Annotated in this window: 23 protein-coding genes; 11 read left to right on the top strand and 12 right to left on the bottom strand. The window is 72.4% G+C overall.

The features are described from left to right. Nucleotides 1–97: 97 nt before the first annotated feature. Nucleotides 98–1,048, bottom strand: coding sequence for a serine hydrolase (locus SMA5143A_RS20905; protein WP_107464405.1), 951 nt, complete (start codon nucleotides 1,046–1,048; stop codon nucleotides 98–100). 177 nt (nucleotides 1,049–1,225) lie between these two features. Between SMA5143A_RS20905 and SMA5143A_RS20900 the strand changes: the two genes are divergently transcribed. Next, nucleotides 1,226–1,735: a GNAT family N-acetyltransferase gene (locus SMA5143A_RS20900; protein WP_107464404.1), complete on the top strand. Its 510-nt coding sequence runs from the start codon at nucleotides 1,226–1,228 to the stop codon at nucleotides 1,733–1,735. Between the two features lie 133 nt (nucleotides 1,736–1,868). Here SMA5143A_RS20900 and SMA5143A_RS20895 read toward each other — a convergent pair whose 3' ends face one another. Then, the gene (locus SMA5143A_RS20895; RefSeq protein WP_107464403.1) at nucleotides 1,869–2,972 is read right to left on the bottom strand and encodes a serine hydrolase domain-containing protein; all 1,104 of its coding nucleotides are present in this window, start codon (nucleotides 2,970–2,972) and stop codon (nucleotides 1,869–1,871) included. 171 nt (nucleotides 2,973–3,143) lie between these two features. On the opposite strand from SMA5143A_RS20895, the gene SMA5143A_RS20890 reads away from it, so the two are divergent. From SMA5143A_RS20890 to SMA5143A_RS20880, 3 genes are all read left to right on the top strand, one after another. After that, nucleotides 3,144–3,437, top strand: a complete 294-nt coding sequence (locus SMA5143A_RS20890) for an ArsR/SmtB family transcription factor (protein WP_055540406.1) — start codon at nucleotides 3,144–3,146, stop codon at nucleotides 3,435–3,437. After that, nucleotides 3,434–3,823 carry a VOC family protein gene (locus SMA5143A_RS20885; protein WP_055521262.1) on the top strand — a complete coding sequence of 130 codons (390 nt, stop codon included), beginning with the start codon at nucleotides 3,434–3,436 and terminating at the stop codon, nucleotides 3,821–3,823. The genes SMA5143A_RS20890 and SMA5143A_RS20885 overlap by 4 nt, the downstream gene beginning before the upstream one ends. 215 nt (nucleotides 3,824–4,038) lie before the next feature. Next, entirely contained in the window at nucleotides 4,039–4,182 is a 144-nt protein-coding gene (locus SMA5143A_RS20880; RefSeq protein WP_375136527.1) for a DUF4180 domain-containing protein, read from the top strand. Between the two features lie 28 nt (nucleotides 4,183–4,210). Here the strand turns inward: SMA5143A_RS20880 and SMA5143A_RS20875 are convergent, their stop codons facing one another. Both SMA5143A_RS20875 and SMA5143A_RS20870 read right to left on the bottom strand, forming a co-directional pair. Then, nucleotides 4,211–5,575 (bottom strand): phosphatase PAP2 family protein, encoded by a 1,365-nt coding sequence (locus tag SMA5143A_RS20875; RefSeq protein ID WP_375136526.1) that lies wholly within the window; start codon nucleotides 5,573–5,575, stop codon nucleotides 4,211–4,213. 233 nt (nucleotides 5,576–5,808) lie between these two features. Beyond that, the gene (locus SMA5143A_RS20870; protein WP_107464402.1) at nucleotides 5,809–6,957 is read right to left on the bottom strand and encodes an erythromycin esterase family protein; all 1,149 of its coding nucleotides are present in this window, start codon (nucleotides 6,955–6,957) and stop codon (nucleotides 5,809–5,811) included. A gap of 91 nt (nucleotides 6,958–7,048) precedes the next feature. On the opposite strand from SMA5143A_RS20870, the gene SMA5143A_RS20865 reads away from it, so the two are divergent. Further along, nucleotides 7,049–7,879, top strand: coding sequence for a TioE family transcriptional regulator (locus SMA5143A_RS20865; RefSeq protein WP_107464401.1), 831 nt, complete (start codon nucleotides 7,049–7,051; stop codon nucleotides 7,877–7,879). A 229-nt stretch (nucleotides 7,880–8,108) separates the two neighbouring features. Next, the gene (locus SMA5143A_RS20860; protein WP_107464400.1) at nucleotides 8,109–8,912 is read left to right on the top strand and encodes an endonuclease I family protein; all 804 of its coding nucleotides are present in this window, start codon (nucleotides 8,109–8,111) and stop codon (nucleotides 8,910–8,912) included. A 96-nt stretch (nucleotides 8,913–9,008) separates the two neighbouring features. On the opposite strand, the gene SMA5143A_RS20855 is transcribed toward SMA5143A_RS20860, so the two are convergent. Next, nucleotides 9,009–10,061, bottom strand: a complete 1,053-nt coding sequence (locus SMA5143A_RS20855; RefSeq protein WP_107464399.1) for a saccharopine dehydrogenase family protein — start codon at nucleotides 10,059–10,061, stop codon at nucleotides 9,009–9,011. A gap of 157 nt (nucleotides 10,062–10,218) precedes the next feature. Between SMA5143A_RS20855 and SMA5143A_RS20850 the strand changes: the two genes are divergently transcribed. Continuing rightward, nucleotides 10,219–11,175, top strand: coding sequence for a helix-turn-helix domain-containing protein (locus SMA5143A_RS20850; RefSeq protein ID WP_107464398.1), 957 nt, complete (start codon nucleotides 10,219–10,221; stop codon nucleotides 11,173–11,175). A gap of 87 nt (nucleotides 11,176–11,262) precedes the next feature. Here SMA5143A_RS20850 and SMA5143A_RS20845 read toward each other — a convergent pair whose 3' ends face one another. Beyond that, nucleotides 11,263–12,225, bottom strand: a complete 963-nt coding sequence (locus SMA5143A_RS20845) for an alpha/beta fold hydrolase (protein WP_107464445.1) — start codon at nucleotides 12,223–12,225, stop codon at nucleotides 11,263–11,265. Between the two features lie 86 nt (nucleotides 12,226–12,311). On the opposite strand from SMA5143A_RS20845, the gene SMA5143A_RS20840 reads away from it, so the two are divergent. Both SMA5143A_RS20840 and SMA5143A_RS20835 read left to right on the top strand, forming a co-directional pair. Continuing rightward, complete coding sequence (locus tag SMA5143A_RS20840) at nucleotides 12,312–12,926, top strand: TetR/AcrR family transcriptional regulator (RefSeq protein WP_107464397.1); 615 nt, start codon at nucleotides 12,312–12,314, stop codon at nucleotides 12,924–12,926. A 114-nt stretch (nucleotides 12,927–13,040) separates the two neighbouring features. Then, a complete protein-coding gene (locus SMA5143A_RS20835; protein WP_107464396.1) occupies nucleotides 13,041–14,516 on the top strand; it encodes an FG-GAP-like repeat-containing protein in 1,476 nt (491 codons plus the stop codon). A 244-nt stretch (nucleotides 14,517–14,760) separates the two neighbouring features. On the opposite strand, the gene SMA5143A_RS20830 is transcribed toward SMA5143A_RS20835, so the two are convergent. From SMA5143A_RS20830 to speB, 5 genes are all read right to left on the bottom strand, one after another. Continuing rightward, nucleotides 14,761–15,465, bottom strand: coding sequence for a hypothetical protein (locus tag SMA5143A_RS20830; RefSeq protein WP_146193923.1), 705 nt, complete (start codon nucleotides 15,463–15,465; stop codon nucleotides 14,761–14,763). Between the two features lie 321 nt (nucleotides 15,466–15,786). Continuing rightward, nucleotides 15,787–16,467: an RloB family protein gene (locus SMA5143A_RS20825; RefSeq protein ID WP_107464394.1), complete on the bottom strand. Its 681-nt coding sequence runs from the start codon at nucleotides 16,465–16,467 to the stop codon at nucleotides 15,787–15,789. Next, nucleotides 16,467–17,744, bottom strand: coding sequence for an AAA family ATPase (locus tag SMA5143A_RS20820; protein WP_107464393.1), 1,278 nt, complete (start codon nucleotides 17,742–17,744; stop codon nucleotides 16,467–16,469). Before SMA5143A_RS20820 ends, SMA5143A_RS20825 begins: the two co-directional genes overlap by 1 nt. A gap of 117 nt (nucleotides 17,745–17,861) precedes the next feature. Further along, on the bottom strand, nucleotides 17,862–19,556 hold the full coding sequence (locus SMA5143A_RS20815; protein ID WP_107464392.1) for a thiamine pyrophosphate-binding protein: 1,695 nt from the start codon (nucleotides 19,554–19,556) through the stop codon (nucleotides 17,862–17,864). 34 nt (nucleotides 19,557–19,590) lie between these two features. After that, complete coding sequence (gene speB, locus SMA5143A_RS20810; RefSeq protein ID WP_107464391.1) at nucleotides 19,591–20,592, bottom strand: agmatinase; 1,002 nt, start codon at nucleotides 20,590–20,592, stop codon at nucleotides 19,591–19,593. A 162-nt stretch (nucleotides 20,593–20,754) separates the two neighbouring features. Here speB and SMA5143A_RS20805 point away from each other — a divergent pair, with 162 nt between their 5' ends. Continuing rightward, nucleotides 20,755–22,401, top strand: coding sequence for a helix-turn-helix domain-containing protein (locus tag SMA5143A_RS20805; protein ID WP_258193642.1), 1,647 nt, complete (start codon nucleotides 20,755–20,757; stop codon nucleotides 22,399–22,401). A 95-nt stretch (nucleotides 22,402–22,496) separates the two neighbouring features. Beyond that, a complete protein-coding gene (locus SMA5143A_RS20800) occupies nucleotides 22,497–23,282 on the top strand; it encodes a phosphatase (protein WP_107464389.1) in 786 nt (261 codons plus the stop codon). An 18-nt stretch (nucleotides 23,283–23,300) separates the two neighbouring features. Here SMA5143A_RS20800 and tesB read toward each other — a convergent pair whose 3' ends face one another. Further along, nucleotides 23,301–24,179 carry an acyl-CoA thioesterase II gene (gene tesB / locus SMA5143A_RS20795; protein ID WP_107464388.1) on the bottom strand — a complete coding sequence of 293 codons (879 nt, stop codon included), beginning with the start codon at nucleotides 24,177–24,179 and terminating at the stop codon, nucleotides 23,301–23,303. Nucleotides 24,180–24,207 lie beyond the last annotated feature (28 nt).

The raw sequence follows: 24,207 nt of genomic DNA, 5'->3' as shown, positions 1-24,207 counted from the left end.
AACGCCCGCCCCGGCCCGCCGTCGACGCTGGTCGGACGTCGACGGCGGGCGGGCGGGCACCGGCCGGCGGGTCTCGGCCGGCCGGCCGGGCGGCGGATCAGCCGGCGGGCGGCACCGCCGGGAACGCCTCCTTGGGCTCGCTGGTCGGCACGTAACGCTGCGCGCTCGCCGCGCTCGTCACGGGCACCAGGTCCTTGTGGATGACCTTGGCGACGGCCTGGATGCTGTTCACGCCGTACGTCATGTCGGGGTTGTCGTGGGTGAGGACGGTGATGCGGTAGTCACGGCCGCCGCCCTGGAACACGCCGACGGAGTGCACCCGCCAGCCGTGCGTGGCCCGCGACAGCCAGCCGTTCTTGACGTGCACCTTCACCGAGGACGGCGCCCCGGCCGGGGTGCCCCAGCGCTGCGAGGAGACGACCTGGTTCATCAGCTTCAGCACGTAGGCGCGGGCGTTGTCGCTGAGGACGGTGTTCTTCTCGGCCAGGAGCGCGAGCAGCCGCTGCTCGTCGCGGACCGTGATCTGGGTGAGGCCCCAGTAGTTGTTCGCGCCGGGCTTGGTCTGGGTCATCTTGGCGGCCGCCAGAAAGCCCTTGATCTTGGTCATGCCGAGCTGCTTCCACAGCGTGCTGGTGGCGGCGTTGTCGGACTTGGTGATCATCGCGGTGGCGAGCTTGGTCTCGCGGTCGGTGAGGAACCGGTTGGACTTCTTGGCGTCCCACAGGAGCGCCGCGAGCACGGTCACCTTCACCACGCTGGCCGAGTCGTAGGCGGAACTGCCGCGCAGGGTGCACGTGGTGTTGGTGGTCCGGTCGTAGACCCCGACAGCCATCGTGCCCTTGCGCTTGGCCACCGCCGCCGCGATGTCCTTCTGGAGTTTCTCGGCCAGCCCCGCCTTGTCCGAGGTGCAGGTGACCGGCGGCGGTGCGGCGACCGCGTTCGGTGCGAGGGCGACGGCCAGCGGTACGAGCAGGCCGACCCCTATGCCCGTGGCGAGCACACGGGTCGAGCGGGACGTCCGGCCCGTCCGGGACATCCGGTGAGTCATTGCGGTTTCCCCCTTGAGTGACGGCGAACGCGCTCGTGGCACGTTCACCCCACTCGACTCGCAAGGATGACCGAAAGTTGCACATCAGTTCGTGATTTCCGGCACAGTTTCGCGGCCGGTGCTAGCGTCCCCGGGCGACACCCCCTTGAACGTCGACGAAACGGACATCCACCCGCCATGCCCCAGTCGTGGACCACGCGCGCCGAGACCGACGCGGACATCCCCGCCGTCCATGCCGTCCATGTGGCGGCCTTCGGGCGGCCCGAGGAGGCCGACCTCGTCGAGGCGCTGCGCGCCGACGCCGGCTGGATCGACGGCCTGTCGATCGTCGCCACCGGGGAGGACGGCACGGTCGTCGGCCACGCGCTGCTGACCCGCTGTCATGTCGACAGTACTCCGGCGCTGTGCCTGGCCCCGGTGGGGGTCCTGCCGGACCGTCAGAAGACCGGGGCGGGGGCGGCGGCCGTCCAAGCCGCGCTGCGCGCCGCCGCGTCGATGGGCGAACGCTTCGTCGTGGTCCTGGGCCACCCGGAGTACTATCCCCGGTTCGGCTTCGGCCGCGCCTCCCTGCACGGCATCCGGCTGACCATCGACGTCCCCGACGAGGCCCTGATGGCCCTCACCCTCGACCCCGCGCACCCGTTGCCGAGCGGCACCGTGCGCTACGCGGCACCGTTCGGCATCTGACCGGGAGGGTGCCGGGGGCGTCGCACCGCGCGGCAGACCACAGACCACCCGCACCCGCACCCGCACCCGCACCCGCACCCGCACCCGCACCCGCACCCGCACCCGCACCCGCCGGAACCCTTCCCCCGCCCGCTCAGCGGTCGTCGGCGCAGAGGGCCGCGTCCACCGCGCCGAGCAGATGACGGAGGCTGTCGCCCGCCGCCGCCCAGGTGGTGGTGTAGACGGTCACGGTGCCCCGCCCGCCCGTGGCCCGCCCCCCGGCGACCGAGCTGCCGGGGAGGTCGCCGCCGTGGCCCCAGTAGGCGCCGCCGCAGCTGAGGGGGATGGAGGCGACGCCGTAGCCGTAGCGACTGCCCGGCGGGTAGACGTCGCGGCCGCCGACGTCGCTGGTGTCGGAGGTCATCAGGCGCACCGCCCAGCGGGGCAGGAGCCGGCCGCCGAACAGGCCGTCCCAGAAGGCGTTGAGGTCACCGGGCGTGGTGACGAGCCCGCCGGACGCCCCGAACTCGTACCCCGGCAGTTCGGTCACGTCGACCCGGCCGGCCTCGGGGTGCGCGGGATGGATGCCGTAGTTGCGGGCGTGCGGTCCGCGCAGGGTCAGTTCGCCGGGCGCGGGCCAGTAGGTGTGGTCCAGGCGCAGCGGGCGCAGGATCGTGCGCTCGACGTACGTCCGGTAGTCGGTGCCGGAGACCTTGTCGATCAGCATGCCGAGCACGAGGTAGTTGGTGTTGGAGTACCCCCAGTCGGTGCCCGGCGGGAAGACGGGCTCCTCGGCCAGGGCGAGGGCCAGGTACTCCTCCTCGGTGCCGGGTCTGCTCCAGTCGACGAGCGTGGTGTAGTCCGGCAGCCCGCTGGTCTGCATCAGCAACTGCCGTACGGTGATGTCGCGTCGGGCAAGCTGCGGCAGGTGGGCGCCGACCCGGTCGCCGAGCCGTATCCGACCGTCGGCGACGAGGCGCATCACCGCCGTCGCCGTGAACGCCTTGGTGTTGCTGGCCATCCGGAACCGCCCCGCGGACCCGACCATGGGCCGCCCCGACCCCACGTCCGCGACCCCGGCCCGGCGGGTCGTCCTCCCTTCGTGGGCGAGGGCCCCGGGCACTCCGTCCCGCTCGACGAGCAGGTCCAACTGCCGTTGCACGGGGTCGGGTTGTCGGGCGGCGGCCATCGGGGCCGAGACCCCGGCGAGCGTGGCGGCGAGCAGGACGGCGGTCACGGCACGGCGTGTGCTGCGCATCTGTGTTCCCCCTGAGTGATGACGTACGTCTCCCCCGACCCTCCCAGCCCCGGCCGTCGAGATCACTGCACCGGACCCCCGCATCGCCCCGGGGGCGGGCCCCCTTGACGCCCCGGCCGCCCCGCGCCACCCGCTTGATAGGCAAGTCGTTGCTTGCCTATCGTGGAGGGCATGGCGGAGGATGTGTTCAAGGCGCTGGCCGACCCGACCCGGCGGCGCATCCTCGACGAGCTGGTGGAACGGGACGGGCAGACGCTGTTCGAGATATGCGCGCGACTGGTCACCAAGCACGGTCTGGGGCTGTCCCGGCAGGCGATCAGCCAGCATCTGGCAGTCCTGGAGTCGGCGGGTCTGGTCGTCACGCGCCGCCAGGGCCGCTACAAGTTCCATGATCTGAACACCGAGCCCCTGGAGCGCATCATGACCCGATGGCTCAGGCCCGACGGACCGGAGAGCACCCCATGAGGATCCACATCACCAGCGTCTTCGTCGACGACCAGGAGAAGGCCCTGCGCTTCTACACGGACGTGCTGGGCTTCGTGAAGAAGCACGACGTCCCGATGGGCGGCACGGACCGGTGGCTGACCGTGGTCTCCCCGGAGGAGCCCGAGGGGACCGAGCTGCTGCTGGAGCCCTCCGGTCACCCGGCGGTGCGGCCGTACAAGGCGGCTCTGGTCGAGGACGGCATCCCGGCCACGTCCTTCGCCGTGGACGACGTCCCCGCGGAGTACGACCGCCTGAGCGCGCTCGGCGTGCGCTTCACGCAGCCGCCGCTGGAGATGGGCCCGGTCACCACCGCCGTCCTGGACGACACCTGCGGCAACCTGATCCAGCTCGTCCACAGCGCATAGGCCCCTGAGCACTACCCCGGAGGCCTCCGCGCGCCCTCGGCGGGCCCGGGTGAGCAGCGCGAGCGGTGCCCACGGCGGCACGGCGCAGGGCCGCACGGACGCGCGGGTCGTCGTCGGCCAAGGCCGGAAACGCGTGGCCCGGGGGCCCGCCCGACACACGGCGTCGACGTCCATGACGATCACCCTGCGGACCATCCACGACGTGCCCGTTGTGCGTGGGCCTCGCCGTCGTCGGCGACATCTCCCGCCACACGACGGCGAGTACGGCCCTGCGGGACTTCGTCCGCGAGTGCGACCGCAACCGTCAGACGTGGTTCGTGTCCGACCTCGACGAGCTGGGTGAGCGGTTGAAGGGCTGAGGCGGGCCCTCCTCAGCCCTTCAGCCGCTCACACCAGTTCGAGTCGTCGTTCCGGCCTGGGCAGCGGCGCGGCCTTCGGCTCCCACCGGCCGGCGGTGCGCGCATAGCCGTAGATCACGGACCCCATGGCGGTGAGCAGCATCGGTCCGGCCATCCACGGGTACCTGGCCATCTCCTCCGGCAGCCAGCGGTACGACACCAGCAGCGCCACGAACACGGTCGAGCCGTAGGCGACCAGGCGGAGTCCGGAGCGGTCCCAGCCTCGGTCGTAGGTGCGCAGGGCCGCCTCGATGGTGAGGGTGAACACGACACCGGCGATGAGGTCCACGCCGTAGTGGTAGCCGAAGCCGAGCGTCGCGCAGAGCGTGGCGACCAGCCAGAACGTGCCCGCGTAGCGCAGGGCGCGGGGGCCGCCGCGGGAGTGGAGGAAGATCGCGGTGGCCCACGCGGTGTGCAGGCTGGGCATGCAGTTGCGGGGGGTGACCCCGTCGTACGGCATGGCTTCCGGGACGCCGACCGGCGGGGCCGTGTGCGGCCACAGGTCGGCCACGGCCCAGTGCGCGCCGCCGGTTCCCATGGCGCCGCCCCCGTAGGCGAAGACCGGCCCCACCACCGGGAAGATCATGTAGATGCCGGGCCCGAGGAGGCCGATCACCAGGAAGGTGCGCACCAGGTGGTGGCGGGGGAAGCGGCGTTCGGCCACCACATGGCGGAGCTGGTGGAGGGCGACGGCGACGGCGGCCACCGCGAGCTGGATGTAGATCCAGTCGAGGAGGTGGGTGCCGACGGGTCCGGTGGCCCGGACCAGTCGGCCCATCAGCCATGACGGGTTGCCGAGCGCGTGGTCGGCGGAGGCCAGGTACTGGTCGAGCACCAGCGGCTGGGTCTTGGAGGTGATGAGCAGCCACGTGTCACCGGTCTTGCGGCCGGCGACCAGTAGCAGCCCCAGCCCGACGCCCTTGAGGAGCAGGGTTCTCTCCGCGCCGGTGCGGCGGGTGAGGGCGATGACGGCGCAGCCGAGGATCACCCACAGCGCGCCGTTGCCGAACATCATGTCGGCGCCCGCGGCCCACCGCACCAGGAAGAAGACGAGGTCGATGCCGACGGCGACGGCGGCCGCGACCAGTCGTTGCCGCCAGGTGAGCACCACCATCGTCAGCGCCATGCTGGCGTACAGCAAGGGCCCCGATTTGGGGGCGAAAACGACTTCCCGGGCCTGGTTGGTGAGCGGTCCCGGCAGTCCGTAGTGGCGGGCGGCGATCTCCAGCGCGACGAAGAAGCCCAGCGTCGTCACGCTCATCGCGGCCCACAGCAGGACGCGGGGCCGGCGCCATTCGACGGAGGAGATTCCGCTGCTTATTCGCGAGAGCACCCGCGAGGCTGTGGATATCAACTTATGCGGCCATGGTGTCGTTCAGCCGGCTGGGTCTCTTCGCACTGGACGGCATGGGTTCTCCGGTGAACGGGTCGGGTCGGTCGGCTGGTCACAAGTCGTACACAGGGTTGCAGGCCCAGGAAGGAAGACGAAAGGGCGCCCCCGGAGGTTGCCCTGCCGCACCCGCCCCGCCGACCCGCCCGTCCGTCCTCCTACCCGTCCGTCCGACCGCTCCCCGCCCGCCGGGGTCCTCACCCCGCCGTGATGTGCAGGACCGCGTCGGCGCCGTCCAAAGTCGCCCGGTCCAGGGGGAAATAGCCCTGCGGGGGTGTGGTGTCGGTACGGGTGCGGGCGGCCGGGATCGCGGCGGCCGGGATCAGGGCCCAGGTGGCGACCCGGCCTTGCAGACCTCCCTCGTAGGTGTCCGGGTCGGGTTCCCCGAGCGCGATGGCCTCGCTGCGGCCGAGGCTGCCGGCGACGAAGGTGTACCGCTCGCCCTCCAGCGACGCCACGACGGCTCCGGCGCCGTACCAGTTCACCTCCGTGTCCCCCATGCGCAGGGTGCCGGGGTTCCGCTGGAGGTGGAGGTTGTGGGAGAAGACCAGGGTCGGACCGCGGCGGGCCTCGGCCCGGCGGATGTCGAGGAGGTTGTGGGCCATGAGCACGTCCCGGGTGACGCACAGCCGGGTCACCCGCGCGCCCTCCTCGATGCGCTGGGCCGCCTCCCGGTGGTAGCGCAGCAGACCGAGGACGGCGGTGAGGTGGATCCTGGCCCGCGCCCAGGCGTCCCGCGAGGTCGCCGCGATGAGCTCCGGCGCGCGTTCGTGGAGCGCGGCGAGCATGTCGTCGGCGATCACCCGCAGCCGTGCGGCGTCCGCCGAGTCGCCGACCGACCGGGCGGGGTCGAGGACCGCCTCCGTACGGCTCCATCGCTCGTCGTCGCCCACGAGGTGGGCGAAGTCGAGATCGGGGCCGGGGGCCGGGCTGTGCCGCAGGTAGGCGGCGGCGTGTTCGAGGTAGGGGCGGGGGCTGGGGGCGCTCATGGTCTCCAGCGGGGCGTCGAAGCCGTGGAACGTCAGCCGCTCCTCGGGCGTCCGGCCCTCGTTGTACGCGCGCATCCAGGCGATCAGCCGCCGGTTGCCGTCCAGTTCGCCGAAGCCGTGGGAGAAGCCCTCGCGCATCACCGTGTCGAGGGTGCCGATGCCCTCCCGGACGTAGTCGTCCACGGTGAGCGCGGCCACGCGGTCCGTCTCCAGGGCGACGGAGCGGAAGCCGTGCCCGACCAGCTCGGCGAACAGGTCGTTGCGGAGCCGCGCGAAGGCCGGTTCCTGGTGGGTGGGTTCGCCGAGCGCCAGAAGGTCGCACGACGGGGGCACGAAGTCTCGGATGTCCTGACTCATGAGCCTCCATCGTATCTGTGAAGGTCCGGTTGAGACTTGGCTTCGCATTCCGCGTGCGCGGCCGCTCGTCATGACCGTAAAGTCTCAAACGATGACGAGCCTGCGACCTTCCGATCTCGCGCGTGAGCACGGCCTCTCGGCCCAGGCGGTCCGCAACTACGAGCGGGACGGCTTCCTCCCGCCCGCCGAGCGCACGGACAGCGGCTACCGCCTCTACACCGAGGTGCACGCGGCGGCCCTGCGCGCCTTCCTCGCCCTGGTCCCGACGTACGGGCACGCGACCGCCGGGCGGATCATGCGCGCGCTCCACGACGGCGCGCTCGACGACGCGCTGACCCTCATCGACCACGGCCACAGCGGGCTGCTCCGTGACCGGGAGACCCTCGCAGCGGTACGGGACGCCCTCGGCCGACTGACGGCGGAGCGGGCGGGGCCGACGGAGGCGAAGGAGGCGACCAGGCCGGGGCCGGGGCCGGCAGAGCCGTCGGGGGCGACGGGGGCGACGGCGGCGACGGCGACGGGGTCAGGGGCCCATCGGGCCTGGACCGTCGGCGAGCTGGCCCGCCATCTGGACGTCACCCCGGCCACGCTGCGGAAGTGGGAGGAGGCCGGCGTCCTCGCCCCCGCGCGTGACCCGGCCACCGGGTACCGCGTCTTCCGCGCGGACGACGTCCGCGACGCCGAGCTGGCCCATCTGCTGCGGCGCGGCGGCCACCCACTGGACCACATCGCCACCGTGGTCCGGCGGATCCGCACGGCCGGCGGCGCGGACGCCCTGGCCGCCTCCCTCGGCGACTGGCAGAGCAAGCTGACCGCACGGGGCGTCGCCATGCTCCACGCGGCCACCCACGTCAGCCGCTATCTGACGCTGCTGGAGCTCCGGGCCTCGGCGACCTCCCCCGCCGGCCCGCTGCACGCCTGACGTCGCACGTCAATGAGGGTCTTCCCTTGGATCCGGGCGCGCAGAGGGCTTTGTGTACAACGAAGTTGACGCGTTCTCAAAAACGTCACCGAACCGCCCCCTGCTCTTTACACACGGACTGACCCGTCCATGCCAATCTCTCGATTACCCACACAGTCAACCCGCGTAGACCGAGACTCCCCGAACCACCCCTCGTTCCACGCGGCCCTCTGGGAAGGGACAACCCCTCATGCCTGCTGCGCGGATACGCAGTTGGAAGACGGTCGCGCTCGCGACGTCGGCCGTGCTCGCCGGTCTCGTCCTGCCGGCGGCCACCGCCGCCCCCGCCTCGGCGACGACGACGGCGTACGACGACACGTACTACGCGAACGCGATCGGCAAGACCGGCACGGCGCTGAAGTCCTCGCTGCACACGATCATCAGCGACCAGACCTCCATCTCGTACTCGGCGGTCTGGAACGCGCTGAAGGTCACCGACCAGGACCCCAACAACAGCAGCAACGTGAAGCTGCTGTACAGCGGCATCTCCCGCAGCAAGTCCCTCAACGGCGGCAACACCGGCAACTGGAACCGCGAGCACGTGTGGGCCCAGTCCCACGGCGACTTCGGCACGTCCGCCGGCCCCGGCACCGACCTGCACCACCTGCGGGCCGAGGACGTCCAGGTCAACGCCCGGCGCGGCAACCTCGACTTCGACAACGGCGGCAGCGCCTTCACCAACAGCGGCGGCAGCCTCATCGACTCGAACTCCTTCGAGCCGCGCGACGCGGTCAAGGGCGACGTGGCCCGCATGATCCTCTACATGGCCGTCCGCTACGAAGGGGACGACAGCTGGCCCGACCTGGAGCCCAACGACGCCGTGAACAACGGCGGCACCCGCTTCCACGGCCGGCTCTCCGTCCTGAAGGCCTGGAACGACGAGGACCCGCCGGACGCGTGGGAAGAGCGCCGCAACGACGTCATCTACTCCAACTACCAGGGCAACCGGAACCCGTTCATCGACCACCCGGAGTGGGTCGAGGCGATCTGGTAACGGCGGCGGCGCCGTGCCGCACGGGCTCCCCGCCGTTCGTCGGCCGGGAGCCCGTCGCGTCGCCGGGGGGCTTCGGGGGCGGCTACGCCCAGCCGGTCACCCGACCAGTTCGACGGTGAGGTGCGCCGACAGCGCCCGCAGGAAGTCCGTCGCGTCGAAAGCCGCCCCGGCGGAGACGACACCCTTCGCACGGGTCCGCCCCGTGAGGACGCGGTCCACCGCCTCCACCGCGAGGGGCGCGCTGACGGCGTAGATGTCCTGGCCGCGCGCCACGGCCCGCCGCTCCACCCCGCCGGAGCGGACGACGGCGTCGACGAGGAAGGTCTGCGCGGACCTCCCCTGCTCGTCGGACGCGGTGGGCGCCGGGGTCTCCGGATCCGCCAGTTCACCGGCGGCCTCGACGGTCATGTACGTGGTCACGTCGGGGACGGACAGATGGCTGGGCACGGTGACGATGTCGGCCATGCTGAACTCGCCGATGACGGCCCTGGTGCCCATCGGCTCGGGGAAGGACCACTTCAGGCCGGGCGCGGCGTCGTCCCGGTACTCCAGCCCGCCGTTCGCGTAGCGCACCCGGCGGCCGTCCCTGCGCTCCCGGGAGACGGCGCCCGCCGCGCGGGTCCCTGCCGTGGGGTGCCATCCGCTCAGCCCGTACGCGATGTGCGCCTCGTCGGCCGCCGTCCAGTCCCCCATCGCCGCCGTGACGAGCAGGTCGCCGAGGCCGCCGTAGAAGGCCATCGCCGGGACGATCAGAGCCCCGGCGGCACGGGCCCGTTCGGTGAAGTGGGCGAAGGTGTCGGCGTTGGCCTCGATCTCGGCGGCCACGTCCACGTACGGGATCCCGGCGCGCAGAGCCGCCTCGATCACCGGGGCGGCGGTCACCGCGAAGGGCCCGGCGCAGTTGATCACCGCGTCGGCGCCCGCCAGCGCGCGGTCGAGCGAGGCCGCGTCGTCGACCGAGGCCGTCCGGGCGTCGAGCGCCGGTCCCGGCTCGGCGGCCGCGAACGCCCGCAGTTTGCCGGCGTCCCGCCCGACCGCCACCGGGTGGAAGCCGCGTGCCCGCAGCTCCGCCACCACGAACCGCCCGGTGTGCCCGTACGCGCCGAAGACCGCCACCGTGCGCCGCCCCGACCCCGTTGCCGTACCCATCGTCTCTCCCACCGTTCGCCGCCGTCGCCGTCGCCGTCGCCATACGCGAGAAGCCCCGCGTGGCACCGGCGTTCCGTCGTGCTGTTGTGACCATCCTGGCGAAGTTGGCGGCCTCCAGGTGAGTGTCCGGAACGACATGCCGCGTACAATTCCGGACATGGCTTCCGTCGCGCTGGCCGTCACCGAGGGCATGCTGCACTTCGAACTGTCCGTGGCCTACGAGATCTTCGCGTCCGTCCCGGACGGCGTCCCCGGCCCCTGGTACGACGTCTCGGTCTGCGGACCGGACGCGGTGCGGGTCGGCCGGTTCCTGATGGAACCCGACCACGGGCTGGAGCGACTCCCGCACGCGGACACGGTGATCGTGCCCGGCTGGGCCGACGTCGACGTGGAGCCGCCCGCCGCCCTCGTCGACGCGGTGCGCGCGGCCCACGAGGCGGGCGCACGGGTGGCCTCGCTGTGCACGGGCGCGTTCGTGCTGGCCGCCGCCGGCCTGCTGGACGGCAGACGGGCGACCACGCACTGGGCCCACACGGACGTCCTGGCCGCCCGCCACCCGGAGGTGGAGGTCGACCCGGACGTGCTGTACGTGGACAACGGCAGCGTGCTGACGTCCGCGGGCAAGGCCGCCGCGCTGGACCTCTGTCTGCATCTGGTGCGCCAGGACCACGGTTCGGCGGTCGCCAACACCGCGGCCCGGCGGCTGGTCGTACCGCCGCACCGGGCGGGCGGCCAGGCCCAGTTCGTCACGGCCCCGGTGCCCGCGCGCGACGACCATCCGCTCGGCGCGCTGCTCCCCTGGGTGCTGGAACGCCTCGACCAGCCGCTCACCGTGGAGGACCTGGCGCGCAAGGCGAACATGAGCGCCCGTCATCTGGGCCGCAACTTCCGGGCGGCGACCGGCACCACCCCCTTGCAGTGGCTGCTGACCCAACGCATCCGGCGGGCCCAGGAGTTGCTGGAGGCCACCGACGACGGGGTGGACGCCATCGCGGAGGCCACCGGCATGGGTACGGCGACGACCCTGCGGCGGCACTTCAACCGCACGGTCGGAGTGCCGCCGGACACGTACCGCCGCACGTTCCGCGCCCGCTCGGCCGCGACGACCGGCTGATTCGGGGGCGGAGGCCGCACGCGCTCGGGCCGCCGCCCATGCCCGGACCACACGCGGCCGAGTCCGCCGTGCCCAAGCGGCTCGCGCTCAGGCCGTGTGGCGCAGGATCTCATCGGCGAGGCGGGTGTCCAGGGCCGGGGGCAGGGTGTGGCCCATGCCCTCGACCATGACCAGACGGGCGCCCGGGATCGCTGCGACGGTGGCCTCGGCGTGCGGGGGCGGGAACATCGGGTCCTCGGTGCCGTGCAGCACGAGCGTCGGCGCGGTGACGGAGGCGAGGTCCGCCGTGGAGTCACCGCCGGCGGCCCCGGCGAGCGTGTGGTTCAACCCGGCGAGCAGATCGCGGGCCCGCTCGTACACCCGCCGTTCCGTCGCCCGGTACTCCTCCTCGGGGAACGGCAGCACCGGGCCGTGCAGCACCCGCCACAGCGGCAGCCGGAGGGCGAGGTACTCCTCGGGACCGGTGTCCGGGCCGGGGAAGGCGGAGGCGAGCGCCGCCAGCAACTCCGGCGCGGGCGGCGGCAGTTCGTCGGGGGCCGGGGGCGCGCCCTCCATCGCCCGCAGGACCGCGGCCGCCGTGTCCGTGCCGAGGGGCTGGGACGACAGGCTCGTCAGGGTCAGCACCCGCTCGGGGGCGGTGACGGCGATCCGCTGCGCGATGATCCCGCCGAGTGAGGCGCCCACGAGATGCGCGCGGTCCACCCCGAACGCGTCGAGGACGGCGAGCGCGTCGGATGCCAGGTCGGCGACCGTGTACGGGCGGGCGGCGTAGTCGACGGTGGAGGAGCGGCCGGTGTCGCGGTGGTCGTACCGGACGACCCGGCGGCCCCCGTCGACGAGACGCCGCACCAGCCCGTCGTTCCACTGCACGCCCTGCGCCTGAGCCCCCATGATCAGCAGCACCGTGGGATCGCCGGGACCGCCGAACTCCTCGGCCCACAGCTCGACGCCGTCGGTGGACACGATCCGCTCCCGGCCGACCAGGTACTCGTAGGTGTTCTCCGCCACGTTCTCGATCTCGCCCTCAGTTCGGGAATCATTTTCCTGCATGGTCATTCAAGATAATCGCTCGGCGCAGGCCACGCACCCGTTTTTCGAGTTGGACGCCCCGCCCTCCGCCCGGCACCCTGATCCCCATGGCCGGAGTCAAGGGGCAGGTACAGAAGCGGGGCGTGGCGCGTCGGCGCGCGATGGTCGACGCGGCGATCAAGCTGTTCGCGCAGCAGGGCGTGCGCGGCACGGGTGTGGCCGCCATCGCCGAGCGGGCCGGCGCCACCCCCTCCGCCCTGATCCACCACTTCGGCAGCAAGGACGGTCTCGTCCAGGCCGTCCTGGAGGAGGCGGACCGGCGCGCCCTGGAGCGGCTGTCGGTCCCCCCGGACGCCGAGCCCACTCTCGACCAGGCCTTCGACTGGTTCGTCCGGGACGCCGAGCACACCGCCGCCGCCGAACGCGAACTCGCCGCCCTGCACACCACGCTCACCGCCGAGAACCTGGAGCCGGGCTCCGCCCTGCACACCTGGTTCCGCGACCGGGGCCGGGCCCTGCGGGCCCAGCTGAACGCCCTGTTCACGCGGGCGGCGGCGGACGGCTCGGCCCGCGCCGACCTGGACCCGGCGGTCCTGGCGACGGAGGTGGCCGCGTTCATCGAGGGCGCCCACCTGCTGTGGCTGCTGGACCCGGACGAGGTCGATCTGACCGCCGTGCACCGCGGCTACTTCGCGGGACTGGCGGAGCGTCTGCGGATCTGACCGAAAAGCGACCAACCCCCGCGCAACCCCACTCCCACGTACAACCCCCGCCCCCCTGTTCGAGTCGCACTCCCTGAGCAGCAGTTCTCATGACCGACTCGAAAGGCACCGCCCATGTCCCGAGCCCCCCGAGCCACCCGACGCAGGATCAGCAGCGCCCTCCTGGCCGTACCCCTGGCCGCCTCGGTGGTGCTGACCGGCTCCGGCTCCGTGTCGGCCGCGCCCGCCTCCGTCCCGGCCGCCGACGACTTCAACGGGGACGGCTACGCCGACCTGGTCGTCGGCGCGCCGGGCGCGACGGTGTCCGGCAAGACGAAGGCCGGGTACGTGGCCGTGACGTACGGCTCGGCCACGGGGCTGTCGACGGCGAACAAGAAGATCGTCAGCCGTTCGACCGCCGGGATCCCCGGGGCCGCCACCCAGAACCAGTCGTTCGGCGCCTCGTTCGCCAAGGCCGACCTGGACCACGACGGCTACGGCGACCTCGTGATCGCGGGCGGCAAGGAGGGCTCGGTGATCCTGTGGGGCTCCGCGTCCGGCCTGACCGGCGGCACGGGCATCGCGTACGGGGCCGCGCCCCAGGCGGGTGACTTCGACGGCGACGGCAAGACCGACCTGGCGCTGTTCTCCGCGCAGCGGGTCGGCGGCGACGACCCGGCGGGCGCCCCGGCCGCGCTGTGGAAGGGCCCGATCAAGCGTGACGGCAAGCCCACCGCCGTCCTGCCGCTCCTCGACAAGTCGCTGTGGTGGGGCTACTCGGAGGAGGACGCCTCCTGCGCGACCGGCGGCGGCTGCGAGGACGGCCCCTCCTCGATCACCGGCCCGGTGGTCTCCGGCGAGGTCGGCGACTTCAACGGCGACGGCCGCGACGACATCGTCCAGTGGGTCTACACCGGCGACGGCACCTGGGGGAACCGCCTGCTCATGGGCGGCGGCGCCACCGGCTTCACCCGCGGCCAGGCGCCCGGCGACACCACGGGGGGCGACGCGGGCACGGGCGTCGGCGACGTGAACGGCGACGGCTACGACGACCTGGTGGTCGGCGCCGACGACTGGTCCCAGAAGGGCCGTATCGCCTACGGCTCCGCCGCGGGCCTCACGGACGCGAACACCCACGCCTTCGACCAGGACCTGCCGGGCTTCCCGGGCGCCCAGGAGGAGGGCGACCGCCTCGGCTCCGCCGTGTCCGTCGCCGACGTCACGGGCGACGGCTTCGCGGACGTCGCGCTCGGCATCGAGGGCGAGGACGTCGGCACCCTCGCCGACGCCGGTTCGGTCGCCCTGCTCCACGGCAGCGCCGCCGGGCTCACCGGCACCGGCGCCCAGGTCTTCCACCAGGACACGGCGGGTGTCCCCGGCGCGGCCGAGGCGAACGACCAGTTCGGCGCCACGACCGCGCTGCTCGACGTCGACGGCGACGGACACCGTGACCTGGCCGCCGCGTCCATGGCCGAGAACGCCTCCAACGGCGCCGTCTGGCTCCTGCGCGGCACCGCGTCCGGCCTCACCACGAAGTCCGCCCTGGCCTTCGGCCCGAAGGACCTCTCGGCCCCGTACACCAACGCCCTGTTCGGCAGCTTCCTGCGCTGACGTTGCCGTCGTTTGCTGCCGTCACCCCATGCTGAAGCCCCGCCGAGAGGACCTGGCGGGGCTTCGATGGGCTCGGCGCCGGTCGGTCGGCGGTCGGTCGAACCGGACGGCGCCCCAATGAATCAGGCCTGTAGCAGGCTGCTGCCCGCAGGACGAAGACATTGTGAACGCCCGGTCGGCCGGCCCTTCAAGCGGGCGCCGCCCCATGCGGCCGCTGATCGGCTGATTGCTCCCATCCTGCCGATCACGCCATCGATCGCCTGAGATTGTCCACGAGAATGCCCTTCACGCGGCGAAGCTTGGCGAGCTGCGCCTGCCGAACGCGCCTTTCCCGGGTGATGGCCGCGTGACGTCCGGTGAAGGCTTCCTGTGCCGCGAGGCTCGGTACCTCCATCTCCGCGTCGAGCAGCCGGGACGGACTCAGGAACTGCAGGCCGACTGAGGACCGCGCCACCGTGTGAATGCGCTGCTGGACTTCGGGAAGCATCAACCACGCCACAAGGTAGTCGGCGACCAGCCTGGTGGTGTCGGGCCTGATGCAGAGAACGCCGGGGCTGTACGTCGCCTGGCCCCGCTCCCCTCGCCACACGGCGGCGCGGTACGACCGCCCGGTCGCGTCGGCCGGGGCGAACAGTACATCGCCGGGAAGCAGGACTGCTCCCCGTGTGAGTTCGGTTGCGGCCGAGGGGAACCCGGACGCCCCGAGCTCCCGTTCGCTCAGGTCAGCCGGCCGAAGGACCGGGACCTCCGGCCGTGCGTCAGTGCCGCGGAAGACTCCGGGCCGCACCGCTTGGACCACCTCGCGCAGCGGACAGCGCCGCGCCCCACCGGCACCACCAGGATCAACTGTCGCCAGGAGCGAAAGCAGTTCATCGATATTCAGCTTGGCCAGCTCGCCTTCGACTTCCTTCTCAGCTTCGATCAGTGAGCGAATGACGTCGGCGGCCATGTTCCGATTGGCCAACGGGTTCGGGCTGTCCGCGATCACCTCCCAGGCACTCCGCTCGGACCAGGGGTAGTCGGGGACCGCGCCGCCTTCCACCGGTCCTCTCAGCTGCTGCTCGATCTCCCGGAAGGAAAGCCCGTATTTCTCCCACAGGTTCTCGTAGAATGTCGGCGGCGGCCCACAGATGCCGTTCCAGCTGGGCGAGTGTGAGCTTGGCCACGTACGAGGCTCCCTACGACCGACCCGACCTGAGATGACGGAAAGACCCTATGACTCCGCTCGGTTCCTACCGAAATCAGCACACGTGATCATGGTCGAGAGGGGTCAGTAGCTGTCGATGTGCAGTGCCTCCTCCACGAACACATGCACGTCCGTGTACGGGTCCCTGTCCCACTTGTTCACATGCGCCGGATGCTGGCCATTCATCCGCTCGGCGTTCTTCCGCGCCGTCTCGTAGCTGCCCAGGACCTGGTGTGGCAGGACGACCTTGGGAGTCTTGGCGTCCTGCGAGCCCCGCTGGAACGGGAGCCGCTCGGCCGCCCCGTCGCACACCCCGGCGAACGAGCCGCTGACCGGCTTGTAGTGCGCGAGGCGCCACACCTCGAAGCACGGATGCGAGAAGGCGACTCCGATGCCCGCCGCCTTCGCCTGCGTCAGGGCGTCGCCAATGTACTTGTAGTTGTCGTGGTCGAAGAGGCACCAGACCTGAGGCAGGTACTTCGCCTCCAGCTTGGCCCGCTTCGCCTTGCGGTCCTCTTCGCGCTTCAGACTGATCGCCTGCTCGACGAGGTCGAGCGGTTTGCGTCCGCTGTCGGCCCTTCGGTTGGCGATGTGCATCTCCACCGGGACCTCGTCGGCGAGGGGGACGCCATTGTCCTTGAGGATGTCGAGGTACGAGGGCTCGGTCACCTTGCCCTCGGTGAAAACGAAGACCTGGCGCTTGCGCTGTCCGCCCCGTCGGGCCGGACGCTCCCACGAGTCCTTGCCCTTCTGCGCCCGCCCCATCAGTCGCGCCCCGCCCTGTCCGCTCGCTCGCCTGTCTCGTCGTACCTGCCGATTTCGCGTGCCACCATCAGCCGCCGCGCGATCTGCCCCTCCAGGAGGGCCGGAACCCCACCGAAGGCTCCCGCGAGATAGGACTGCGTGAGGTCCTCGTCCTCACCCGGTTCCGCATCGGTGAGCGGATACAGCGCGGTCGCCCCGCCCTTGTCCTTCTCCGTCAGCCACACCTGCGCCGGGTCGAGGAGCCGCTCACCGCTCGGGGTGGTCAGCACCGTCGCGTCGTGCGACGTGAAGACCAACTGAGCGCCCTTGGGATTCGCGTACGGATCGTGGAAGAGCCGGACGACCTCGGCTGCGAAGCGGGAGTGCAGGCTGGCGTCGAGTTCGTCGACGAGCAGGACCGCGCCCTCGTCCAGGGCGAGAAGCAGAGGGCCGAGAAGGGCGAACCAGGACCGGGTGCCGTAGGACTCCTCCTGCCAGTCGAAGGACACGTCTCCGGCAGCCGCATGGTGCGACAGCTTCACCGTGTCCTGGCCTGGGCCCTCTTTGACCACCGTCGCTCCGGTGATGCCGAGGTCGGCGACCCTCAGCAGCTCCTGGATCCTGGTGGCCCTCGGACCGGACAGCTCCCTCGTGGTGTACCGCGCGCGCTCGTCGCGCTCGACCTCCGGGTTGACCATCCAGAAGTTACGGCGGAACCAGTGGAACAGCGGGGAGAGCTGCGGGTGGTTGTCCGTGCCTGCTGTGGAGAGCAGCAGTGCGTTCGGCCGCGTACGACGTACGAGCTGGGACCGGTCCCTGACGCGTCCACCGGGCCACTTGAAGACATCCGGCCGCGAGGCGTCGCGGTCGAGCCATTCCTGGCGGCGGCCGAGCGGGTAGCTGTGCAGCCATTCGGACTCGACGCGGGTGGCACTGAGCTCGAAGCCGTATGTCCAGCGGACCGAGTCGATGACGACGTCGACCTCGAAGAAGGAGGGTTCGTTCTCGCTCTTGGGGTCCAGGGCGAAGACCTGGCGCGGGATGCCGTCGTAAGAGGCCCAACGCGCGTAGGAGTTGAGGACCGCGTTGCGCATGTCCGTCATCGCGGTCAGCACGTTCGACTTGCCGGAGGCGTTGGCCCCGAAGATGCCGATCAGCGGGAGGACGGAGATGGATCCACCACCCGCGAGGTCCACCGGATTCGCCGACCCGCCCTGTTCGTCGCCAGGCGCGACGAAGGACAGCTCCTGTTCGTCTCGCAGGGACCGTACGTTCGCGACACGGAACCGCAGCAGCACGCTGTCCTCCTCTCCGGGCTCAGAGTAATGGCCGCGTCCGACATCGGCCCGGCCGGGACGCCCGGGACCTCACGGAACATATCCCGTGAAGGTCGTCGCGCCCGGCCGATCGGGTGATCAGTCCGAGCGCAGGTGCGTCGGCGCGAACATCCGCAGCACCGCCGGGAGCACCACCACCGAAGGCCCCGGCGCGGCCAGTGCCTTCGCCAGGTCCTCCGCCAGTGTCTCGGGGCTCGTCCGCACCCCCGGCACGCCGAACGACTCCGCCAGTGCCACGAAGTCCGGGCGGGTCAGCTCCGTGCCCGTGGTCGCGCCGAACGCGTCGGTCATGTACTCGCGGAGGATGCCGTAGCCGCCGTCGTCGACGATCAGCCAGGTGACGTTCAGGTCGTACTGCCGGGCCGTGGCCAGCTCGGCGACGGAGTACAGCGCGCCGCCGTCGCCGGAGACCGCGAGGACGGGGGACGTCGGGTCGGCGACGGCCGCGCCGAGCGCCGCCGGGAAGGCGTAGCCGAGGCCGCCGGAACCCTGCGCGGAGTGCATCGTGTTGGCGCCCCGCGGATCGAACGCCGACCACGCCCAGTACGCGAGGATCGTCATGTCCCAGAAGGAGGGCGCCCGGGGCGGCAGGGCCCGGCGGATGGACGCCAACAGGTCCTGTTCCAGGGTGAGTTCCTGGCCGTCGATGCGTGCGCGGACCTTCGCCAGGACCTCCCGCACCCGCTCGGGCGCCGACGGGTCCTCGCGGGGCTCCTCGATCGTCTCCAGCAGCGCCTGCAACGCGAGCCGCGCGTCCGCGTGGATGCCCAGCGCGGGATGGTTCGACTCCAGCTTGCCGAGGTCCGCCTCGATCTGGACGACCCGGCCGCGCGGCGTGAACGTGTGGTAGTTCGAGGAGAGTTCACCGAGGCCCGAGCCGACGACCAGCAGGACGTCCGCGTCCTCCAGGAAATCCGTGGTGTGCCGGTCCTCCAGCCACGACTGGAGCGACAGCGGGTGCGTCCACGGGAAGGCGCCCTTGCCGCCGAACGTGGTCACGACCGGCGCCGACAGCCGCTCCGCCAGCTGCCGCAGCTTGCCCGCCGCGTCCGCCCGTACCACTCCCCCGCCCGCGATGATCGCCGGGCGGGCGGCCGTGGCCAGCAGATGGGCGGCCACGGCCGTCAGTTCGGGGCGCGGCGGGAGCTCCTCGGGGAAGGCGTCGCCTCCCGTCACCACCGGGATCATCGTCTCCGCGAGCAGCACGTCCTGCGGGATCTCCACCCACACCGGCCCGTGCGGGGCGGTCAGCGCCGACTCCCAGGCGGCGGCGATCGCCGACGGGATCTGCGACTGCGTACGGACGGTGTGGACGGACTTGACGACACCCCGGAACGAGGCCGACTGGTCGGGGAGTTCGTGCAGATAGCCGTGGCGGCCGCCGCCCAGGCCCGCCGTCGGGATCTGGCTGCTGACGGCGAGGACGGGCGCCGAGGCCGCGGCGGCCTCCTGGAGCGCGGCCAGCGAGGTCAGCGCGCCGGGGCCCGTCGACAGGAGCAGCGGCGCGGCCTCGCCGGTGATCCGGCCGTACGCGTCGGCCGCGAACCCCGCGTTGTTCTCCACGCGCAGGCCGACGTACCTGAGGTCGGAGCGGCGCAGCGCGTCGAACAGGCCGAGGGCGTGCTGGCCGGGCAGCCCGAACACCGTCGTCGCGCCGAGCCCGGCCAGCGTCTCCACGACCAGGTCCCCGCCGGTACGGCCGGGCGGAGGGTTCAGCGCGGCCTCCCGCTGGGCGGCCGTCGGGCGGAGTACCAGGTCGTGGTCGTGGGTCACTGCGCTGCCTTCTCCTCGTGGTCCCTGCCGCGGATCACCCGGCCGGGTTCCCCGTGCGGGCCTCGGCGATCTGGCGGGACATGATCGTGGTGAGTTCGTACGCCGTGTGCGAGGCGGCCACCGCGGTGATCTCGGCGTGATCGTACGCGGGCGCCACCTCGACGACGTCGGCGGAGACCAGGTTGCAGGAGGCCAGGCCGCGCAGGATCTCCAGGAGTTCCCGGGAGGTCATGCCGCCGGCCTCCGGGGTGCCGGTGCCGGGGGCGTGCGCCGGGTCGAGGCAGTCGATGTCGATGGAGATGTACAGCGGGCGGTCGCCGATGCGCTGGCGGAGCTGGTCGGCGACCTCGTCGGCGCCACGCCGGTAGATGTCGGCGGACGTGACGATCCCGAAGCCCATCTTCTCGTCGTCGGTGAGGTCCTGCTTGCCGTACAGCGGGCCGCGGGTGCCCACGTGGGAGAGGGCCGAGGTGTCGAGGATGCCCTCCTCCACGGCCCGCCGGAACGGGGTGCCGTGGGTGTACTCGGCGCCGAAGTAGGTGTCCCAGGTGTCGAGGTGCGCGTCGAAGTGGAGCAGCGCGACCGGGCCGTGTTTCTTGGCGACGGAGCGGAGCAGCGGCAGTGCGATGGTGTGGTCGCCGCCGAGGGTCATCAGCCGGGCCCCGCTGTCGAGCAGCTCGTCGGCGGCGGCCTCGACGGTCTCCACGGCCTCGTTGATGTTGAACGGGTTGGCGGCGATGTCACCGGCGTCCGCGACCTGGGCGAGGGCGAACGGGGAGGCGTCCTGGGCCGGGTTGTAGGGGCGCAGCAGCCGGGACGCCTCACGGATGGCGTTGCCGCCGAAGCGGGCGCCCGGCCGGTAGGAGACACCCGAGTCGAACGGTACGCCCACGACCGCGACGTCGGTCCGTCCGCCGACCTCGTCCAGGCGCGGCAGCCGGGCGAAGGTCGCGGGGCCCGCGTACCGGGGGATGCGGGAGGAGTCGACGGGACCGCGGGGCCGGCCGCCGGCTGCCGGGTTCTCGTTGCTGCTCATGGTGCGTGCCTCTCCAGGGGGGTGGATGCCGGTACGGGCGGGATGGATACCGGTGGGTGCGGGTGCGCGCGGGCGCGTGCCTCGACAGTAGGTGGCCGGGAAGCGGCTGCGAAGTGTACGTTTCCTCCACTGGAGCCGTTCCGGATGGAGGGAACGCACATCATGTCGGACGCGGCGGTCCCGGCCGTGCCGCCCACCCCTCCCGTGCCCCTCGCCGCCCTCCTCGCCCGCGAGGACCTGGGGCTGCGGCAGATCGCGGGCCCGACCGGCGGCGGCACGGTGATCCACGGGGCGCACACCTCGGAGCTGTCCGACCCCTACCCGTACCTGCTCGGCGGCGAGCTGCTGCTGACGGCGGGCGTGCACATCCCGGAGGCCGCGACGGGGGCGGACACCCCGGGGGCCGCCGGGTCCGGCGCGTACTTCGACGCGTATGTCTCCCGGATCGTCGCGGCGGGCGGCGCGGCCCTCGGCTTCGGCCTCGCCCCGGTGCACGACACGGTGCCGACGGCCCTGGTGGCCGCCTGCGACACCCATGGGCTGCCCCTGGTCGAGGTCCCGCCCCGCACGACGTTCTCCGGGGTCGCCCGAGCGGTCTGGCAGCTGATGGCCCGGGCGAGACACACCGAGCTCCGCCGCGTCACGGAGGCCCAGCAGAGCCTCGCCGCGGCCGCGTCCCGCCCGGACCCGGTCCACGCGGTCCTACGCCAACTGGCCCGCCGCGTCGAGGGCCGCGCGGTCCTGTACGGCCCGGAGGGCACGGCAGTGGCGACCTTCGGACGCATACCGGAACGTGCGGAACCGGCAGCCACGGACCGCGATCCGGCGGAGACGGTCGCACGGGCTCTGGCCGCCCTGGCAGCCGTCGTGCACCCTGTCGCCGCTAGGGGCGCGGGGAACTGCGCGACAAGCCACGACGCACCCGCGGCCGCCCCCGCACAGCAACCTCCCGAGCTCTCCCCGCGCACCCCCACCCCCACCCCCACCCCCACTCCCACCTCCGCCACGGACACCATCGCCGGCACCCACCTCACCGCCCACGCCCTCGGCTCACCGCCTCGCTTCGCCCTGGCCGTCGCCACCCCCCACCGCGACCCCGGCACCCACACGATCACCTCCGTGGCCGCCGTGCTCCTCTCCCTGCTCACCGGCGAGCAGCAGAGCGGCACCGGCGCGGCCCGCGGGTCCGCCCTGGTGCGGCTGCTGCTCGGCGCGGCCCCGCAGGACGTCGCGCCCCTGCTGGGCGGGGCCGAGGCGTGGCTGGTCGTGCACGCCCGCCCGACCGACGACGCGTCCTCGCCCGACCCCCTCATGGCCGGCGCGCTCGGCGCGGCCCTGGGCTCCGCGCTGGTGGACGCGCACGGCGACGTCGTACGCGTCCTGGTCCCCGCCGGCCGTGAGGTCACCGCCCAGCCGGGCTGGACCTGCGGGGTGAGCGCGCCGGCGGGCCCGCAGGCGTGGCCGTCCGCGGACGCGCAGGCCGCCCGCGCGCTGGCCCGGGCGCGGGCCACCCGGACGGCGCTGGTGCGGCACGGGTCCCGTACCGCGCTCGCCGATCTCGTGCCGGCAAGGGACGCCGCGGCCCACGCCCGCACGCTGCTGGCGCCGCTCGCCGGCTCCCCGGCGCTCGTGGAGACCTTGCGGACCTGGCTGTCGTTGCACGGCAGTTGGGACCGTACGGCCGTCGCGTTGGCCGTGCACCGCAACACGGTCCGCCAACGGGTGGGCCGCTGCGCCGCGTTGCTGGGGGCGGACCTGGACGACCCGGACGTACGGATGGAGTTGTGGTTCGCGCTGCGCCAGGAGTGAACCGGCGGGGCGAACGACCGCCGACGGAGAGTGACGCAGGTCGCAGCGGACGGTACGCCCGCGACTGACGCAGTTGTCTGCCTCACAATGGACGCATGCCGATACCCGGGACCCCCAGCCGCGCCGAGCTCGTCGAACACCTCGTACGGACGCGTATCGCGGGCGACGTCGCCACGCCGCGCGAGAACAACCTCTCCCACTACCGCGAACTGGCCAACGGCAACCGCCACTACTGGCTCGGGCTGGAGCTCGGCGACCGCTGGAGCGACGAGCAGGACGTCCTGGCCGTGATGGCCGAGCGCGTCGGCGTGAACGACGACCCCGGGTACCGCTACGGCCAGGACACCATCGACCCCGATCTGACGGTCGACGCGCTGGAGCGCATGGCGGCCCGGCTGCGCAAGGCGGCGGAGGGCGGGCAGCGTGTCCTGTTCGCCACCGGCCACCCCGGCGGTCTGCTGCACGTGCACCACGAGACGGCGCGGGCGCTGCGCGTGGCGGGCTGCGAGATCGTCGTGATCCCGGACGGGCTCCAGACGGACGAGGGGTACGTGATGCAGTTCGCGGACGTGGCCGTCCTGGAGCACGGCGCCACGCTCTGGCACACCCACTCGCCCGAGCCGATGCGGGCGATCCTGCGCGGGCTGGAGGGCGCCGGCCGGCCGCTGCCCGACCTGGTGGTCGCCGACCACGGCTGGGCGGGCTGCGCGGGCCAGCTCGGCATCGACTCCGTCGGCTACGCGGACTCCAACGACCCCGCCCTCTTCCTGGGCGAGGCCGAGGGCACCCTCCAGGTCGCGGTCCCCCTCGACGACCACGTGATCAGCCCCCGCTACTACGACCCGATGACGGCGTACCTGCTGGAGCAGGCGGGGGACTAGGTTTTCCCGGCGGCGGGCTCAGGGCGTCTTCGGTCGTGGGACGCGGACGACGCCCTCCTGGATCACGGAGATCGCGAGCCGGCCGTCACGGGTGTAGATGCGGCCCTGGCCGAGGCCGCGCCCGCCGGACGCGGACGGCGACTCCTGGTCGTACAGCAGCCACTCGTCGGCGCGGAACGGCCGGTGGAACCACATGGCGTGGTCCAGCGACGCCCCGACGACGTCGCCGACGGCCCAGCCGCCGCGCCCGTGCGCGAGCAGGATCGAGTCGAGCAGCGTCATGTCGGAGACGTAGGTCGCGAGCACGACGTGCAGCAGGGGGTCGTCGTCGAGCTTGCCGTTGGCGCGGAACCACACCTGGGAGCGGGGTTCGCGGGGCTCGCCGTAGCGGCCGTAGGGCGGGTCGTCGACGTAGCGCAGGTCTACGGCGGCCCGTGCCTCCAGTGCCTTGCGGAGGACGGCCGGGTCGAGACCGTACGTCGGGAGCAGTTCCTCGGCGGTGGGCAGGGTCTCCGGGTCGGGCGCGGACGGCATGGGGGCCTGGTGTTCCAGGCCCTCCTCCCACCGCTGGAACGACGCCGACAGGGCGAAGATCGGCTGCCCGTGCTGAACCGCGACGACCCGGCGCGCGGTGAAGGAACGGCCGTCGTTCATGCGGTCGACCGTGTACACGATGGGCGCGCCGGGGTCGCCGGTGCGCAGGAAGTACGCGTGGAGGGAGTGGGGCAGCCGGTCCTCGGGGACCGTCCGCCCCGCGGCGACGAGCGCCTGCGCCGCGACCTGCCCGCCGAAGACGCGCGGGACGATGGCGGGCCGGGACCGGCCGCGGAAGATGTTCTCCTCGATCTGCTCCAGGTCGAGCAGATCGAGGAGATCCACAAGTGGTGCCTGACTCATGGGGTCAGTTGTAGTGGACGGTTGTTGC

It is taken from the genome of Streptomyces sp. MA5143a, assembly GCF_900290235.1.
Lineage (GTDB): Bacteria > Actinomycetota > Actinomycetes > Streptomycetales > Streptomycetaceae > Streptomyces.
This window is presented reverse-complemented; position numbering and strand designations above follow the sequence as displayed.

Coding starts and splice junctions, on each gene's coding strand:
- SMA5143A_RS20905 (WP_107464405.1), bottom strand. CDS start 1,048: ATGACTCACCGGATGTCCCGGACGGGCCGGACGTCCCGCTCGACCCGT.
- SMA5143A_RS20900 (WP_107464404.1), top strand. CDS start 1,226: ATGCCCCAGTCGTGGACCACGCGCGCCGAGACCGACGCGGACATCCCC.
- SMA5143A_RS20895 (WP_107464403.1), bottom strand. CDS start 2,972: ATGCGCAGCACACGCCGTGCCGTGACCGCCGTCCTGCTCGCCGCCACG.
- SMA5143A_RS20890 (WP_055540406.1), top strand. CDS start 3,144: ATGGCGGAGGATGTGTTCAAGGCGCTGGCCGACCCGACCCGGCGGCGC.
- SMA5143A_RS20885 (WP_055521262.1), top strand. CDS start 3,434: ATGAGGATCCACATCACCAGCGTCTTCGTCGACGACCAGGAGAAGGCC.
- SMA5143A_RS20870 (WP_107464402.1), bottom strand. CDS start 6,957: ATGAGTCAGGACATCCGAGACTTCGTGCCCCCGTCGTGCGACCTTCTG.
- SMA5143A_RS20865 (WP_107464401.1), top strand. CDS start 7,049: ATGACGAGCCTGCGACCTTCCGATCTCGCGCGTGAGCACGGCCTCTCG.
- SMA5143A_RS20860 (WP_107464400.1), top strand. CDS start 8,109: ATGCCTGCTGCGCGGATACGCAGTTGGAAGACGGTCGCGCTCGCGACG.
- SMA5143A_RS20855 (WP_107464399.1), bottom strand. CDS start 10,061: ATGGGTACGGCAACGGGGTCGGGGCGGCGCACGGTGGCGGTCTTCGGC.
- SMA5143A_RS20850 (WP_107464398.1), top strand. CDS start 10,219: ATGGCTTCCGTCGCGCTGGCCGTCACCGAGGGCATGCTGCACTTCGAA.
- SMA5143A_RS20845 (WP_107464445.1), bottom strand. CDS start 12,225: ATGCAGGAAAATGATTCCCGAACTGAGGGCGAGATCGAGAACGTGGCG.
- SMA5143A_RS20840 (WP_107464397.1), top strand. CDS start 12,312: ATGGCCGGAGTCAAGGGGCAGGTACAGAAGCGGGGCGTGGCGCGTCGG.
- SMA5143A_RS20835 (WP_107464396.1), top strand. CDS start 13,041: ATGTCCCGAGCCCCCCGAGCCACCCGACGCAGGATCAGCAGCGCCCTC.
- SMA5143A_RS20830 (WP_146193923.1), bottom strand. CDS start 15,465: ATGGCCGCCGACGTCATTCGCTCACTGATCGAAGCTGAGAAGGAAGTC.
- SMA5143A_RS20825 (WP_107464394.1), bottom strand. CDS start 16,467: ATGGGGCGGGCGCAGAAGGGCAAGGACTCGTGGGAGCGTCCGGCCCGA.
- speB (WP_107464391.1), bottom strand. CDS start 20,592: ATGAGCAGCAACGAGAACCCGGCAGCCGGCGGCCGGCCCCGCGGTCCC.
- SMA5143A_RS20805 (WP_258193642.1), top strand. CDS start 20,755: ATGTCGGACGCGGCGGTCCCGGCCGTGCCGCCCACCCCTCCCGTGCCC.
- SMA5143A_RS20800 (WP_107464389.1), top strand. CDS start 22,497: ATGCCGATACCCGGGACCCCCAGCCGCGCCGAGCTCGTCGAACACCTC.
- tesB (WP_107464388.1), bottom strand. CDS start 24,179: ATGAGTCAGGCACCACTTGTGGATCTCCTCGATCTGCTCGACCTGGAG.